Genomic DNA, 15,575 nt, shown 5'->3' with positions numbered 1-15,575 from the left:
GAGGGGTCTTAAATCAGCAGGCTACAGAAGCGCTGCAGGGGAGGCGGATCGGACACGCACACCGGAACATCCCGATAGAACTGCGCGTGTACCGGTGGCAACAGAGCCTGCACGAGCGCGAAGGCGGCCAGCGCGGGCTGGTAAGGCACTTGAGGGGCCTTCGCATCGGCCGTGGCGATGTGATCGCGCTGGCAATGCTGGTCGCACAACGCCGGAGCATCGGGATCCGGCGCGGACATCTCTTCGCAACCGACCATCAGGGTCGCTTGTCCAGCTTCCACCGATTCCAGCGGACAGGCGTAAGCCACCAGCGCCAGTTGCTGCAGCAGCAGCGCCCACAGTCCCAGCCATGCCAGTCGGGCACGAGAACGGGGGCGCCGCCATCGCCTCAGCAGCTTCACCATGACAGCTCCCACACGCCCGAAGCAGCGCCTGTGGACGCTGGGCAGATCAGGGTAGGGGACGTGCGAGCTCTCATGATGGCCAGTCTAGCCCTCTTGGGGCTGACTGGCATTGATCAGGATCAAGCCCTCGCGCGGACTCAGCTGTGGCATCCGCCGCAGCAGGAGGATGCGGCCGGGGCGGCCGGCGTGCCAGCCTCAGAAGGGAGCACGGCGGCGATCACATAGCCTTGCCGCTGGATAGCCTCAACCGCCTGTTCTACGGCAAGCAGGCCCTCGATCTTGATCATGCCACTGCCCAGATCGACGTCCACCTGGGCGTGGGGGTCAAGGGCCTGAATGGCTTGGGTCACCGTTCGGACACAGTGACCACAGGTCATACCTTCAACAACGAGATTCATGGACAACCCTCCAAAAGCATCGGCGGTTTGCCGACGCTGTCACGATGAGCCTTCCCACGGTGGGAAGGTCAAACGACAGGCGAGTTGAGTGGAGAACCGTCCCGTGTTGTTGACCTTCCCATCATGGGAAGGCTCAGGCTACCTGCTCGTTCCTATTGGCCCTTACTCCATGGACTTAACGCTCACCTTGCCGCAACCGGTGCCTGCGGCCACCCATCGCTTCAGTGTCGCCGGCATGACATGCGCCTCATGTGTAGGCCGGGTAGAGCGCAGCTTGCGGGCCGTTACCGGCGTGAGCGATGCGTCGATCAATCTGGCAACAGAAGTGGCCGAGGTAACCGCGCCGGCAGCCGCGTTGCCCGCCTTGATCGCGGCGGTGAAGCAGGCCGGTTATGAGGTTGCCAGCCAGGAGCGGGATCTGATCATCGAAGGGATGACCTGCGCTTCATGTGTGGCACGGGTAGAGCGTGCGCTGCGTGCTGTGCCGGGCGTGATGGAGGTGTCGGTCAATCTGGCCACCGAGCGTGCGCGCATACGGGCCACGTCACTGGTGGAGGTCACATCCCTGGTCGCCGCCGTCAGCGCAGCGGGTTATCGCGCGGTCGAACCGCAGACACTGGAAGGCAAGATCGATACAGCGCCGGCGCGCCAGGCGCTCAGTGGTGACACCCTTAAACTGCTGATCGCTGCGGCCCTCTCACTGCCATTGGTCGTCCCGATGCTGGGATGGGTCGCAGGTCAGCACTGGATGCTGCCGGGCTGGATGCAGTTCTTGCTCGCAACGCCGGTGCAGTTCTGGATCGGTGCGCGCTTTTATCGCGCCGGATGGCATGCACTGCGCGCCGGCACGGGCAACATGGATCTGCTGGTCGCTTTGGGGACCAGCGCCGGTTATGGATTGAGTGTCTATCACTTGTTCAATGATGCCGGACACCACGGCGATGCCGCGCTGTACTTCGAGACCTCGGCGGTCATCATTACCTTGATCCTGCTGGGCAAGTGGTTAGAGGCCCGCGCCAAGCAACAGACCACGCAAGCGATCCGGGCCTTGCAAGCACTGCGGCCAGCCACCGCACGCGTGTATCAGGACGGACAAGAGCGCGAGGTTGCCATTCACGAGGTTGCCGTCTCGGACATTGTCAGTGTGCGGCCAGGCGAGCGCATCCCCGTGGACGGCGTGATCGCGGAGGGCCGCACGCATGTCGATGAGTCCTTGATCACCGGGGAATCCATGCCCGTGGCGCGCGGGGAGGGCGATCGCATCACCGGTGGGGCCATCAATGGTGAAGGCCGCATCCTGGTGCGCACACTGGCCATCGGCGCCGAGACCGCCTTGTCTCGGATCATTCGCCTCGTGGAGGATGCACAGGCCAAGAAGGCACCTATCCAGCGAACCGTGGATCGGGTGAGCGCGATCTTCGTGCCGGTAGTGATCGGCCTGGCTTTGCTCACGCTGCTCGGCTGGGGTCTGGCAACGGGTGATTGGAACCAGGCGATCCTGAGCGCGGTAGCGGTGCTGGTCATCGCATGCCCGTGCGCGCTGGGGTTGGCGACCCCGACCGCGATCATGGCCGGCACCGGCGTGGCCGCCCGAGCGGGCATTCTGGTCAAGGATGCCGAGGCGCTGGAAGTGGCACGTACCGTAAAGGTGGTGGCCTTCGACAAGACAGGCACGTTGACCCAAGGACGTCCTGTACTGACCGAAGAGATTGCCACCCGTGGCCATGCGGCCGATCTGTTGCCGTTGGCGGCGGCCCTGCAGCAAGGCAGCGAGCATCCCTTAGCCAAGGCCGTACTGAGCGTGATGGGCCAGCGCGCCATTCCGCTTGCACGCGACGTGCAGGCGGTGCCTGGCCGCGGCATTACCGGCAAGGTGGATGGCAGGAACCTGTTGCTGGGCAGTACCCGCATGATGCTTGAGCATGGCGTCGTGCTCACGGCATTGCAGACCCGGGCCGAACTACTCAGCCAGACCGGCCACACGGTGTCCTGGCTGGCAGAGCAGGGCACCGATCATCCGCAGTTGCTCGGGATACTGGCTTTTGAGGATCCGCCGCGTCTGGGTGCAGCCGCGGCTGTTCAACGGCTGCACACGCTGGGTTTGCGCACCGTCATGATTTCTGGCGACAACCCCGGCGCGGCCGCCTCGGTGGCCAAGGTGCTGGGCATCCAAGAGGTGCGCGCCAATGTATTGCCTGAGCAGAAAGCCGCGTTGGTCGCTGAATTGGCTCAGGTGGCACCGGTGGCCATGGTCGGCGACGGTGTCAACGATGCGCCAGCGCTGGCTGCCGCCAACTTGGGGGTGGCCATGGGAACCGGTACCGATGTGGCGATGCATGCCGCTGGGGTTACCCTAATGCGCGCTGAGCCGGGTCTCATCGCCGATGCCATCGACATTTCCCGCCGCACGACCCGCAAGATCCATCAGAACCTGTTCTGGGCTTTCGGTTACAACGTGGTCGGGATTCCTCTGGCGGCCTTGGGCTTGCTTGATCCGGTCATCGCTGGCGCAGCGATGGCCTTGTCCAGTGTGAGCGTGATTGCCAACACGCTGCTGTTGCGCCGTTGGCAGCCAACCAAGATCGATGTGGGAGAGGCATGATGGCAACCAGACGCAGCTCCAAGGCACTGCGACCCGAACTGGCCGACGCGCGCGAAGCCGGATTGCATAACATTGGCGAAGCCGCCGCGCTTAGCGAGGTCAGCGCCAAGATGATTCGCCACTATGAAGGGATCGATCTGATCCCTCCGGCTAGTCGCACCTTTGCGGGCTATCGCCTTTACACCGATGCCGATGTGCACAGGCTTCGGTTCATTCGTCGTGCCCGCAACCTGGGATTCTCCATCAAACAAATCCAATCGCTCTTAGGCTTGTGGAGCGATGACCGGCGAGCCAGCGCCCAGGTCAAGAAACTGGCCCAGGGCCACATCGACGATCTGCAGATCAAGATTACCGAGATGCAGGCCATGCAGCGAACGCTGCGCGACCTGGCCAGTCGATGCCATGGCGACAACCGCCCGGAATGTCCGATTCTGGACGATTTGGCGAGCCCGACGAACGGGCATTGACGTTCCCACAGTAGGAAGCCTGAGGCTGGCTGTCCGCCCGGCTCGGAGCAGCAAAGCATGCATCGACTACATATCCCCGCCATGGCCTGCAGCGCATGTGTGGCGCCCATTCGACGTGCGTTGATGAGCGTAGACCCTTCGATGCGGGCGCAGTTCATGCCGGACCAACGCCGCATCGGCCTCGAAACCCGCCGACCGCTTGAGCTGATAAAGCAAGCACTCAGCTCGATTGGCTATCCGGCCCACATTGTTCATTAGTGGCGCCATCAAAAAATGCGATGTGCCATTGCACCATCTCGGTCGCCGCCTCTCACCAAACTCGCCGAATGAGCCTCATGCACGCCTACCGCGTCATCCGTGGACAGGGGCCACAAAGCCTTCACAGAATCGAGGTTCCGCACCCGTCCTTGGGTGATAACCAAGTCTTGCTGGCCGTCAAGGCCGCCTCGCTCAACTACCGTGACTTACTCGTCGCCCACGGCCAGATGGGAGCCGGTGAAGCCCGCATCCCATTGTCGGATGCCGCCGGACAAGTAGTCACTACAGGTCCGGCGGTCACCGAGTTCTCCATCGGTGATGCCGTTCTCCCCATCTTCTTTCCGCTGTGGATCGAAGGATTTCCCAGTGACGAAGCGCTGTCCATGTCGCTGGGTGGCAACATCGACGGTGTGCTGACGACACATCTGGTGGTCGATCAAAGCGCGTTGGTGCACGCGCCACGCACTTTGTCATGGGAGCAAGCCTCTACGATCGCGTGTGCAGGAGTCACTGCCTGGCACGCGTTATTTGAGTTGGGCGCGCTGCCCGACGGTGCTCATGTGCTGATTCAGGGCACCGGCGGCGTGTCTACTTGGGCGGTCCAGCTTGCGCTTGCCGCGGGTTTGCGCGTCACAGTGCTCTCTGGGAGAGAAGAGGGCATCGCGCACATGGTGGCATTAGGGGCACAGTCCACCATCAACTACAACACCGACCCCAACTGGGACGAAACAGTGCTCCACACCACCGGCGGCGTAGACCTGGTGATGGATATCGGTGGAGCCGGCACGATTGCTCGCTCGCTGCGAAGTCTGCGCCCCGGCGGCCGAGTCGTGACCATCGGTGGTGTCGCTGGCGGATTTGCATTGAGCATCGATCCATTCTCACTCATCGGCGGAAAGTCGCTCACCGGAGTGGTAGTGGGGTCCAAGAGAATGACCCAAGCCCTTATCCGCTTCATCGACGATCACGCCATCGTGCCGGTTATCGACACCATCTTTCCTTTTGCTGAAGCTGCTGCCGCGTTTGCGCGCATGGAACATGGAAGGCCCATCGGCAAAGTGGTCATCGCCATCAACTAGCCTCTCGGCTTCACACGTGCTCCTTCATGCCTCTGATCAACATCAAAGTCTCTGCATCTTCGTCTCCCGCGCTGACCGCGAAGATATCTACCCAGGTGAGCGATCTGACCAGCCGGATTCTAGGAAAGAAGGCGGGCCTGATCGCGACGATCATCACGTATATCCGCCCTGAAGATTGGCTGATCGGAGGAAAGACGCTGAGCGAGATTGGCGTCTCAAGCTTCTCGCTGGAGATCATCGTGACGGATGAGACCAACACCAAAGCGGAGAAGGCAGAGAATCTTGCCGAGGTATTCGCCTGCTTTGAGCGCCTGTTAGGCCCCGTGCACCCGACAAGCTATGTACATGTCCACGATGCGCGCGCCTCGGCCTATGGCTACGGTGGGCGTACGCAAGAAGCGCGGTTCCATCAGTCCTGACATTCCCGTTGCGCGCATATCTCGCATAAAAGGGCGCTGTCGGGTCAAGTTTTCAGGCACTCCCATGCCTAGGAGCTTTCGCCGGGTACCGCAAAGATCTGTCTAATGTCCATGGGGGTCGTGCGGCCATCTTTTGCTACGAGCTCATGAAAAGCTTCTTGAACTTTGGAGAGTTGGGCCATTGGCAAAGTGATTTCGCCCGATCTGACCGGATCGCACCAGTACGCCGTGTTGGTCAACGCAACATGCTGGCGGCAAACCATTGGACGGTCCTCGTAGATCGAGCATTGTTCCTGGATGAGGAAGGGGCAGGGCGAACCATGGAAGTCGGCACTAGGAAGCGACTTCGGCAATCGAGAATGCGAGGAGCGCTTCTCAATAAGCTCGGCCTCAACGGGATAAAGGTGCACCGGGTAGTGGCAACATGCCGAGCACCCCGCACTGCATGCGACATAGGGAGCCATCGCAGCGGACAGGATCTCCATTTCCTTGTGCAAGGCGCGCAGCTTTTTTATCGGGCTTCCAGGCAAGGCGGCCAGCCGACTGGCCAAGCTGGCTTCTCTGTCTTGGATTTCCATCGGAATGCCAGTAAGCATTCGATCGAAATTCGCCTGAGCATTCTTCTTGGCCTGAGCAGGATCGCTCTCTGAGTCATCCGTTTGCTGCGTCATCGGTGCCCCTCAAGCGTGCCGGGTTGATTCTCGAAACCTACCAAGCCTGCGCCCATCATGCTCGCGGAACTGAAGGCTATCAGTGCTGGAGCGTCCGGCGCGGGCTAGCCGCAACGTGAGCAAGACACCAATCGAGGGCGGAGCCACTCAGACACCAGACTCACCATACCGGCCACGCCGCGGCTTTACATAAGCGACGTTATGCGAAGTAAGTTATTGATTGTATTACATTAACACAGGAATCGCAAGGTCCATAGTTGCACCGTGCGCTGGCCGGCGACAAACGCGATAAGCTAAGCATTCCTTAGTACTAGTCATTCTTGATGTCATGACGATGCCATCTGAGCGAACCCGCAATGTGCTGCAGGCGGGCGCATTCCTCAGGCAGCTAGCGGCCAGCCAAGCCGTGCCCAAAGAGGTGCGGCAAGAGGCATGTCGACTGCTGCGGCACTATCCAACCGTCAGCGACATCGAGGCGATTGCTGAGCACGAACAGCGGCTGCGAGCGCTGACCCAGTCGGCCTTCGTGCGACCCTACCTGAGCAGCGAGATCGAGGCGGATTGGTTCTCCGGGTACCCGCTTGGCCCTCATCGCATCTGACCATGAAGCAATCGAGCAGGCCGCGTGGAAGAGGGACTACGTCTGCGGAGACAGCGCTGGAGGCTTCCTTTGAACGGGCCCGCGACAGTGCAGCCGAGGAACGCGCATTCTTCAAGCGACTGATGGATGCGATCGTGTACGTACATGCGCCCGTCTCGGACGACGCTCTGACACTGCGACTGGTCCAGTTCCGCCATCCTGACGGTTTCGATGCGATCCCTTTCTTTACCTCGCTCGACAAGGCGCAGGCGGCCAGCTCGGCTGCTGTCAGAATTCTGGGAGTATCAGGCCGTGAGCTGCTAACCGGTACTCGCGGCGCGACGTTGATGCTCAATCCCAACGACGGTGGCGTTGTCCTGTACCCGGAAGAGGTTGCGACATTGTTGGATACGGGCTTTCTGGCCAGGGTGGAACGGCTGGCGCCGGCGGAGTTCGCGGTGAGACCTGCCCAGGCCGCACCGGCTTGGCTCGCTCCGGCCATCAGCGGCAGCCTTGAGCACGCCGACTTCGTCTCGTCGGCGTATCTCCTGGAAACTAACTCGTCAGGGGGCGTCGAACAGCCTCCCGGTCTGCTGATCTGGCTGGTGGTCGACCTGGCTTTCGCCGAGCGGGCGGCTCGTCTGGTGACCACCGCCATACAGCCCTTATGCTCAGATTTGGACGTAATCATCGACTTGGCGGTCCATGACGTATCGCTGCCTTTGCCGGCGGGCTTGGATGATCCCCAGATCCTGCCCATATTCACGAGAATCAAGCCAACTTGAGCGCAGCTCATCGGCCTCTGAGCCCTGAAGACAAGCTACTAGCACTCCTTCCGGAATTGACCGAGGAAGAGAAGGATCGGCGGACCCGCGAGGGTATGGCCGACGTCGACGCTGGACGTACGATCCCGCACGAGGAACTACTGCAATGGATCAGGCGACGGTCGGAGCCTTCCTGAGCAGTACTCCAGGAATGCCTGTGTCACGCGGCTTCTGGGTCGATCAAGCCTAGGTCTGTAATCCACGAACTGCCTGACGTCGAGGGGTGTTTCCTCGTTGAATCATGGTGTTAGAGCCGATTCGGCTGTTTTTCTCACGAATCCCTGCCGACCCTCAACATGAGGAGCGGTTGCGGGACCTCACACAGTCGGCGTTTGTGCGGCCTTACTTGACCTCGCAGTTCGAGCAGGACTGGTTCCGCAGTTACCCCAAAGGTCCTCATCGGATTTGAGCGACGGCACGTATCTTCGTAGGCAATCGCCTGCATCGTCAGCTCAACGGGCCTTCGCCCGCAACGAACGCCTGGATCAGCAACTGGCGACGTTGAACGTGTGACTGGAAGCGCAGGGGGCGACAGCACCAGCAGGAGCGCGGGGAATTTCGGAACCGGGTTGGCGCCACCGGAAAGCATGCGCTGGGCAAGGTCGATCAGGCCCGCCATTTACGTTAAGCGATCTGCCTCAGCAGCTGCGCGGGCCATAGAGCCCAAAACCCGTGACAGGCAGCGGCAAGCAAGGACGCCAAACGCCGGGCCACCTTCAATTGTTCGCCCCCCAGAGTGCGCGACTGGGAAAACCAGGCACTCATTACTGCGTTCCCGGAACTATAGACCCCCTTGACTGCGTTAAATGGATACTCAGAGTGCGTCGGTGGACCATCAAAGAGTGCGGTGCCCACGTGCCTGAAGCCGTCGCAGCCCTGGCAGGGCAGTGGTGGACGTTGGCGCTGGACCACGCCCGACAGCAGGCCGATGAGGCATTGGCTTCTGATCGTGCATCCCTCTCAGATGCCCGAGAAACGTTGGAACGAGATCGGCTCGCTATGCAGGCCGAGCTTGCCCGACTAGAAGGCTTGACCCGCGCTGCTCAGCAAGCCGAACAACTCGCCGCCGCACGGACGTCCGAGTTAGAGCGCTTTGTCGAGCAGCTGCAGCGTCAGCTGGCCGAACTTCGCCAGCAACGTGACGCCTCAGCTTTGCGCGTGCTCGGCGCAGAAAGCGGCAATGAAATGTTGCGGGTTCAACTCCAGGAGTTGCAGGATGCAGCGCGTGCCGAGCGCGACACCTTGACCCAGCAGATGCGCGCCACTGACGACGTGGCAGCAACATGTGGGACGGAGTCCACCTAAGCGCCCAAAACCCGAACGGTCTAAGCGAGATCGCCGTAAGGTGGTTACCTGATGCCCAGTAAGCGCCCTGCCGCGTACCCAGGACCATGTCTACCTAGGACCATACTCGGCCCGCCATTAAGGTGCAGGCCGCCAGTACCACGTGCCGAATAACCAAAACGGTGGGGCGTGCAATAGCCGCTGGAATGAGAACAAGGCTAAGCGTTACGCTAAGAATTCCTTAGCCTTAGTGAGCAGTCACATGACCTTGCCTGACGAGCGCACTCGCAACCTGCTTCAAGCCGGAGCGTTTCTCAAGGAACTCGCCGGCAGCCAAGCCGTGCCTAAGTCTGTGCGCCAGGAAGCCTACCGGCTGTTGCGCCACTACCCAACGCTCAGTGATGTTGAAGCCATCGCCCAGCATGAGGAGCGGTTGCGGGACCTTACCCAATCGTCGTTTGTGCGGCCTTACTTGACCTCGCAGGTCGAGCATGACTGGTTCCGCAGTTATCCCAAAGGTCCTCACCGGATTTGAGCGCCAGCACATGTCCCCACAGGCAATCGCCTGCAGCGTCAGTGCGACGGGAGGCTTCTGCAGCACCGAACGCCTGGATAGCCAACTGGCTAAATTTCCGCGATGGTACCGGCAACTTCGGCGACGATACGGTCGATACATAGGGCTCTGTCGTCGAATTTGGGGCAGCTTGTTGGCAGCGCTCTGAGAACGGGGCGATTTGTTGGCGGCTTATCGACGTTGGGGCATTTGTTGGGGCCAGTTGGGGCATATGTTGGCTGCCGGTGGGGCAATTCAGTGTCGGCAATCAACAACCCTTGATAGGCCGCCAGGGCGCAAAGGAGCGTCAACAGCCCACTTCGCATAATGTATATTATGTCAGAACCAGGCCGGTAGCTGACTACTTAACAGCCCCATTGTCTTCCTGCAGCTCTCGCTTGAACGGCACATCCGGCGGCGGTCTTGCAGTTGCCGGTTGATCGTTGAGATTCGGGTCGCTCAAGCCGCAGCCGCCGCCGAATTGCAGCAACGACACCACGCAGCTGATCTTGGTGGTGGTTCCCGGGATCGGAATCTCGATCTTCTTCAGGCCGCGGCGCACCCATTCCTGCAGCAGCGACTGGTTTGGCATCCAGTACTTGTCCAGCGAGGTCGGCGTGTAGCCGTATGGCGGACGTTTGAGCCAGGTGCCGCCCTGGGCGATCTGGTCGCGGGTCCACGTGTCGGTTTCGCTGCCTGGCGGTCCGCGGTCACCGGCGCCGGCATCGCCGGCTCCGGCGGCGACGTGAACGCTGCCGTCTGCGTTGAACATGCCGTTGCGTGCTCCATTGGCGCCTGTGGTTTCGCCGGCGCTACTACGGTCGGATTTGCTCCAGTCGTCTGCATTGGCCGCAACATCCCAGCCGCCTCTGCGATCTGCCGGCGCCGGGCCGGCATTGCTGGTCGCCGGCTTGGCTGCGGATGAGGCTGCTGCAGTAGTGCTGCTAAATTGCGCAGATCGCGCTGGACTCGCCTGCGCCTGGCTGGGCTGCGTGGAAGCTGCCGATGGCTGCGTCGCTGCAGTAGCCGACGCGGATGCTGCCGGCGACGGAGTCACCGGCGTCTGTTGGGCTGGTGCCGCCGGTGCCGGCTGGGGCGCCGGGTCTGGCACGCTTGGCAGTTCGGCCGTTCGAACGGCGACATCGGGCATGCGAACCGTCGGCGTGATCTCGCGGCTGCGTACGGACGGCGCAACGACCTGTGGCCGATCCGGCACGACGATTTCCCGCTCGCGCACCGTTGGCGCGTTGGCAGCGCGCACCGCCACCGTGGCTGCAGGCCGCTGCAATTCGCGCAGTTGGGGCTGTTCGGTGACGGTCTGGATATCGCGCTGGCGCACCTCGATCTGCGGCGCGGCCGGCGCAACCGGACGCGGAGTCACCGTGATCGTGGGCGGCGGCGGCACGACGAAGTCGTTCGTGGCCACCGGTGTTTCGGTGACCTGCAGTGGCGATTCAATCATCACAGGCGGCACCTGCACGCTCACACGTGGCACCTCAGGCGCCACCGGTTCGCTGGCAGCGGGAGCCTCCGGTTCCGGCGCGATGTCCTGCGCCTGGGCAGTACTTGAAGGATCGACTGGTAGGTCGGCGGGCGCAGGCTCCGACGGTGCTGCACTCGCTTTGCTCGGCCTGCCGGTTGCAACGGACGCAGCGGATTGCGGCGCTAAAGCCGCATCGCCCGAGGCGGCCTGCGCCGCGTCAGCGGGCTGCCCTTGTCCACCGCCCTGCTCCGCCGCTCCGTCGCCAATGAAGGTCATGCGCACCCGCGATTCGTCGCCGGTCTTAGTGTCATCCGGCGCCCAGCGCACCGTGACGACCCAGATCAGCAGTGCGATGAAACCGAGATGGATCAACAGGCTAGCGAGCAGCGCCAGCCAGTGTTGCGGCCGTTGGTCCTTCGGCCGCGGCTCCCAGTGCTGCCACCACAGGCTGCGAAATGCCTGGAACGGCGACAACAGCAACGCCATGCCAGCACCTGCAGGCGACGCTGGCCGTGCCAGCAGCACGCCCATCACCTGGTCATCGTCGAACGCAGCCGCCGACCCGATGCGACTGCTCATCCAGGTTGCCCAACCGTAAGGCAGCCCGGTGCGCCGATCCAGGATGAGCTTGCCCGGCATGCGCGCACGCAGTGCCTGCAGCAGATCGGCGGCCGTGGTCACCGGTGGCGCGGAATCAGGCCGCGCTGTCGCGCGGAATATATGGCGCGTCGCCAGTGGCATGATCGGTCGCGTCACACACCGCAATCACGCCGGGCACGCGCCCCATCAAGGTCTTCTCGATGCCCTGCTTCAAGGTCACATCGGCCATGCCGCAGCCGTGGCAACCGCCGCCGAAGCGCAGCAGCACGACACCCTCTGCCGAGACCTCCTGCACCGCCACACGGCCACCATGCGATGCCAGCTGCGGGTTGATCTCGTTCTCCACCACCCAGCGCACGCGCTCCACCATCGATGCGGAGTCGGCCGGCGCTTCGCCCTTAATCTTGGGCGCCTTGATGGTGAGCTGCTGGTTGCCGGTGGACTGGGTGACGTAGTCGATTTCGGCGCCATCCACCCAGGGCACGCTGGCGGCGACGATATACAAGGTGAAGCCGTCGCAGTCGATCGCCCATTCGTCACCGCTCAGATCGGCCGGTTCGGCGAACTCGAGCCGGGCGTCGGCGCGCGGGGTGCCGGCGTCCACTGCACTCAGGCGCACGCCCATGCCGGGCACGCCCTCACGTTCGATGAGCTTGCGGAAATAGGTTTGGGCTTTGTCGGATATCTGGATCATGGGGTTATTCTACCGCTCAATGCGCCTGCGCTCATGGAACACCGTGATCCTGAGTGAACGCGCTGTCCGCCACCCCTGCGAGACTGTCATGACCGATCTGATTCCCCTGGAACAGGCCCACTGCCTGCCGCGCAAGGGCAGCGACCACAAGCTCGGCGAAGCGCGCCTGGCCGAATTGCTGCCCCAGGTGCCAGGCTGGGAGCTGGCCGAACTGGGCACGGCGATCACCCGCACGTTCCGCTTTGCCGACTATTACCGCACGCTGGCCTTCGTCAACGCGCTGGCGTGGATCGCCCACCGCGAAGACCACCACCCCGACCTGGGCGTGCATTACGACCGCGTGGTGGTGCGCTATTCCACCCACGACGTCGGCGGATTGAGCGAAAACGACTTCATCTGCGCGGCCAAGGCCGCCCAGCTCTACGACCAAGGAGCCACCCCATGACCCCGTCTCGCACCGCCCTCGCCGGCCTGTTCATTGCCGTCGGCATCAGCGGCTGTGGCAAGTCGTCGCAGCCGCCGGCCGCCCCGGCGGTGGCTCCAACCGAACTGGCCGCCTTGAAGACGCCGCCGCCGGAATACTCCCCGCAACTGGCCTGTGCCGGCATCGGCGGCACTGCCGTGCTCCGGGTGGTGGTCGGTGTCGAAGGCACCCCGACCGATGTATCGGTCGCGCAAAGCAGCGGTCAGCCGGTGCTGGACGAAGCTGCGCAAAAACGCGTGCGCGAATGGAAATTCCGGGCCGCCACGCGCAATGGCCAGGCGGTGCCGCAGACGATCCAGGTGCCGGTCGCCTTCAAGCCGCCGGTGCCGCGCCCGGACGAATGCTTTGCCATCGAAGAGCGGGCGCGTCGAGGCGGCTAAGCCGCTGTTGATACGTTGCGCGAACAGACGCGGCGGCGGTAACCCGCTGGCGCGCCGCCCCCAACGCTGAGCACCGCGCAGGCCTCCAGCAGCGCCAGCCACCGCAGTGTTCGCCAGCTGTCAGCGTGCACGCGCCAGGGCTGCCGCGTCAGGCACCACGTGTTCGTCATCCAGGCATGGCCATCCTGCAGGCGCAGCGTGGCCATGCGCAAAGTGCGCAGCAGCAGTCGCCACGCTCCCCGCAGGTCGGTTCCATTCCACGAGGTCGTGCGTCACATGCTCGAAGTGTCATCCCACAATGTCTGGACCGCATTTGCGGTCACGCTGGCAGCTGGCCTGGCGACCGGACTCGGCAGCCTGATGGTCGTGTTCTCCAAGAAGCCCAATCCGCGCCTGCTGGCGTTCGGGCTGGCATTCGCCGGCGGCGCGATGGTGTACGTATCGCTGTCGGAGATTCTCAACAAATCGATCGCTTCGTTCTCCAACGCCTACAACGACAAGCTCGGCTTCACCTTCGGCACGTTGGCATTTCTGGGGGGCATGCTGTTGATCATGGTGATCGACCGCCTGGTGCCCAATCCACACCAGAGCCTGTCCAGCGACGATCCGCTGTTCCGCGACGACAACCGGGCCTATATCCGCCGGGTCGGCCTGATGACGGCCATCGCCATCACCGCGCACAATTTCCCCGAAGGCCTGGCAACCTTCTTCGCTACGCTGGAAAGCCCTGCGGTCGGCATGCCGCTCGCGTTCGCCATCGCCATCCACAACATTCCCGAGGGCATCGCCATTGCGGTGCCGGTGTACTTCGCCACCCGCAACAAGTTCTACGCCTTTGGCGCCAGCCTGCTCAGCGGACTGGCCGAACCGATCGGCGCCGGCATCGGCTATCTGGCCTTGTCCAGCGTGCTGTCCGAAGCGGTGTTCGGCACCGTCTTCGGCCTGATTTCCGGGGTCATGGTGTTCCTGGCACTGGACGAATTGCTGCCGGCCGCCAAGCGCTACGCGCAGGGCCACGAGACCGTCTACGGCCTGGTCGCCGGCATGGGCACGCTGGCGATCAGCCTGGTGTTGTTCCGCTTCGCCACGCCCTAGCGCGGCCTGCGACGACTACGCGACCTGGGAGCGAGACGCGATTGTGCGATCGGTGGCGTTCGTATGGCAGGCTTGGATCGCCATTCCCCTGACGAGTGCGGGTTCCGCTCTACCTGCAGGATCGTGACCCGCGCAGCCGCACATGGCGCGGGTGCGGCCCCAGCATCCGCGCCGCTGTAGCCGCCCCTGCCCCCTGCCCGCCCTGGCTGCATCAGCGCCCCAGCCGGTCCAGTGCCTCGGCCAGCTCCGGCGCCAGCGGCGCGCTCAAGACGTAGGGCGTCTTGCCGCCGTCCAGCGTGAATTCCAGCGACGCGGCATGCAGGAACAGACGCTTCAGGCCGAGCTGGTCGCGCAGCCGCTTGTTGACCTCCGCCTCGCCGTACTTGTCGTCACCGGCCACCGGGTGCCCCAGGTGCTGGGCGTGCACGCGGATCTGGTGGGTGCGGCCGGTTTCGATGCGGACTTCGCAATACGAGTGCCCGCCGCGCCGCTCCAGCAGCGTGAAGTGGCTCAGCGACGGCTTGCCGATCGCATTGACCTGCACATGCCGCTCGCCGCCCTGGCGCAGCCCGATGTGCAGTGGCGCATCGACCGTCATCACCCCGTCCGGCATGCGACCGACCAGCAAGGTCAGATAGCGCTTGGTGATACCGCGGCCCTCGACGCGGTCGTCCTCCCGCATCAAGGCCTGCATTTCGGTCAGCGCGGAGCGCTTTTTCGCCACGATCAACAGCCCGGAGGTATCGCGGTCGAGCCGGTGCACCAATTCCAGGGTCTGGTTCGGCCGCAGCGCCCGCAGGGTCTCGATGGCGCCGAAGCTGATCCCGCTGCCGCCATGGCTGGCGACCCCGGATGGCTTGTTGAGCGCCAGCAGGCGCGCGTCCTCGAACACGATCGCCGCTTCCAGCCGCGCCAGGAACGACGACGGTGGCGCGGCCTTGTCGCCCTCTTCGGCAACGCGGACCGGCGGGATCCGCACTTCTTCGCCGCCCTCGAGCTTGCGCTCGGCCTTGGCCCGCCCGCCGTTCACGCGCACCTGGCCGCTGCGCACCAGCTTGTAGATCAGGCTGCGTGGCGCGCCCTTGAGCTGGCCGAGCAGGAAATTGTCCAGCCGCTGCCCAGCACGGTCTTGCGGAACTTTGAGAATACGCACGCCCACACGGTCGGCAGGCGGCTTGGGGGGCTGGGGGTCGGTCATCCGGCTCTTTATTCTGTTACACTCGGCGAGCGAGATAAGGGTTTGATTTCGTTGGAAGTTGATTGGCCAGAAGCCTGCCTTCCGATGATTCCGGCACAGTGC

Annotated in this window: 17 protein-coding genes; 11 read left to right on the top strand and 6 right to left on the bottom strand. The window is 63.2% G+C overall.

All coding sequences use genetic code 11. From position 1 onward, the window contains the following. Positions 1 to 8: 8 nt before the first annotated feature. Together EO170_RS13285 and EO170_RS13280 are read right to left on the bottom strand one after the other, a co-directional pair. Positions 9 to 404: a hypothetical protein gene (locus EO170_RS13285; RefSeq protein WP_102254386.1), complete on the bottom strand. Its 396-nt coding sequence runs from the start codon at positions 402 to 404 to the stop codon at positions 9 to 11. A gap of 137 nt (positions 405 to 541) precedes the next feature. Next, positions 542 to 802 carry a cation transporter gene (locus tag EO170_RS13280; RefSeq protein ID WP_126945618.1) on the bottom strand — a complete coding sequence of 87 codons (261 nt, stop codon included), beginning with the start codon at positions 800 to 802 and terminating at the stop codon, positions 542 to 544. 103 nt (positions 803 to 905) lie between these two features. Between EO170_RS13280 and EO170_RS13275 the strand changes: the two genes are divergently transcribed. The 4 genes from EO170_RS13275 (at position 906) to EO170_RS13260 (ending at position 5,627) form a co-directional block, all read left to right on the top strand. Further along, positions 906 to 3,404, top strand: coding sequence for a heavy metal translocating P-type ATPase (locus tag EO170_RS13275; protein WP_277601019.1), 2,499 nt, complete (start codon positions 906 to 908; stop codon positions 3,402 to 3,404). Further along, positions 3,404 to 3,871 (top strand): Cu(I)-responsive transcriptional regulator, encoded by a 468-nt coding sequence (gene cueR, locus EO170_RS13270; RefSeq protein WP_196768840.1) that lies wholly within the window; start codon positions 3,404 to 3,406, stop codon positions 3,869 to 3,871. Before EO170_RS13275 ends, cueR begins: the two co-directional genes overlap by 1 nt. A gap of 326 nt (positions 3,872 to 4,197) precedes the next feature. Continuing rightward, positions 4,198 to 5,208, top strand: a complete 1,011-nt coding sequence (locus tag EO170_RS13265; RefSeq protein ID WP_164739047.1) for an NAD(P)-dependent alcohol dehydrogenase — start codon at positions 4,198 to 4,200, stop codon at positions 5,206 to 5,208. A 26-nt stretch (positions 5,209 to 5,234) separates the two neighbouring features. Beyond that, positions 5,235 to 5,627 (top strand): 4-oxalocrotonate tautomerase family protein, encoded by a 393-nt coding sequence (locus EO170_RS13260; protein WP_126945612.1) that lies wholly within the window; start codon positions 5,235 to 5,237, stop codon positions 5,625 to 5,627. 68 nt (positions 5,628 to 5,695) lie between these two features. On the opposite strand, the gene EO170_RS13255 is transcribed toward EO170_RS13260, so the two are convergent. Then, positions 5,696 to 6,298: a YkgJ family cysteine cluster protein gene (locus EO170_RS13255; RefSeq protein WP_074053024.1), complete on the bottom strand. Its 603-nt coding sequence runs from the start codon at positions 6,296 to 6,298 to the stop codon at positions 5,696 to 5,698. Between the two features lie 328 nt (positions 6,299 to 6,626). Here EO170_RS13255 and EO170_RS13250 point away from each other — a divergent pair, with 328 nt between their 5' ends. The 4 genes from EO170_RS13250 (at position 6,627) to EO170_RS13235 (ending at position 9,521) form a co-directional block, all read left to right on the top strand. Further along, positions 6,627 to 6,899, top strand: a complete 273-nt coding sequence (locus EO170_RS13250) for a BPSL0761 family protein (protein WP_065031414.1) — start codon at positions 6,627 to 6,629, stop codon at positions 6,897 to 6,899. Positions 6,900 to 6,901: 2 nt separating this feature from the next. Next, complete coding sequence (locus EO170_RS13245) at positions 6,902 to 7,663, top strand: SseB family protein (protein WP_065031413.1); 762 nt, start codon at positions 6,902 to 6,904, stop codon at positions 7,661 to 7,663. Positions 7,664 to 8,557: 894 nt separating this feature from the next. Next, on the top strand, positions 8,558 to 9,007 hold the full coding sequence (locus EO170_RS13240; protein ID WP_241239440.1) for a hypothetical protein: 450 nt from the start codon (positions 8,558 to 8,560) through the stop codon (positions 9,005 to 9,007). Positions 9,008 to 9,248: 241 nt separating this feature from the next. Next, positions 9,249 to 9,521, top strand: a complete 273-nt coding sequence (locus tag EO170_RS13235) for a BPSL0761 family protein (protein WP_126945609.1) — start codon at positions 9,249 to 9,251, stop codon at positions 9,519 to 9,521. A 379-nt stretch (positions 9,522 to 9,900) separates the two neighbouring features. On the opposite strand, the gene EO170_RS13230 is transcribed toward EO170_RS13235, so the two are convergent. Both EO170_RS13230 and EO170_RS13225 read right to left on the bottom strand, forming a co-directional pair. Beyond that, entirely contained in the window at positions 9,901 to 11,703 is a 1,803-nt protein-coding gene (locus EO170_RS13230; protein ID WP_126945606.1) for a transmembrane repetitive protein, read from the bottom strand. Positions 11,704 to 11,716: 13 nt separating this feature from the next. Further along, entirely contained in the window at positions 11,717 to 12,316 is a 600-nt protein-coding gene (locus EO170_RS13225; RefSeq protein ID WP_126945603.1) for an NfuA family Fe-S biogenesis protein, read from the bottom strand. 88 nt (positions 12,317 to 12,404) lie between these two features. Here EO170_RS13225 and EO170_RS13220 point away from each other — a divergent pair, with 88 nt between their 5' ends. The 3 genes from EO170_RS13220 to zupT all read left to right on the top strand — a co-directional run bounded on the left by EO170_RS13220 (position 12,405) and on the right by zupT (position 14,275). Continuing rightward, a complete protein-coding gene (locus tag EO170_RS13220; protein WP_046342783.1) occupies positions 12,405 to 12,761 on the top strand; it encodes a 4a-hydroxytetrahydrobiopterin dehydratase in 357 nt (118 codons plus the stop codon). After that, on the top strand, positions 12,758 to 13,180 hold the full coding sequence (locus tag EO170_RS13215; RefSeq protein ID WP_104582585.1) for an energy transducer TonB: 423 nt from the start codon (positions 12,758 to 12,760) through the stop codon (positions 13,178 to 13,180). Before EO170_RS13220 ends, EO170_RS13215 begins: the two co-directional genes overlap by 4 nt. Before the next feature lie 276 nt (positions 13,181 to 13,456). Continuing rightward, entirely contained in the window at positions 13,457 to 14,275 is an 819-nt protein-coding gene (gene zupT, locus EO170_RS13210) for a zinc transporter ZupT (RefSeq protein ID WP_104582584.1), read from the top strand. Between the two features lie 211 nt (positions 14,276 to 14,486). Here the strand turns inward: zupT and EO170_RS13205 are convergent, their stop codons facing one another. After that, positions 14,487 to 15,473, bottom strand: a complete 987-nt coding sequence (locus EO170_RS13205; RefSeq protein WP_104582583.1) for an RluA family pseudouridine synthase — start codon at positions 15,471 to 15,473, stop codon at positions 14,487 to 14,489. Positions 15,474 to 15,575 lie beyond the last annotated feature (102 nt).

It is taken from the genome of Xanthomonas sp. BRIP62409, from assembly GCF_003992965.1.
Lineage (GTDB): Bacteria > Pseudomonadota > Gammaproteobacteria > Xanthomonadales > Xanthomonadaceae > Xanthomonas > Xanthomonas euroxanthea.
The sequence above is the reverse complement of the archived record's forward strand: the minus strand, read 5'-3'. Positions and strand labels throughout refer to the sequence as shown.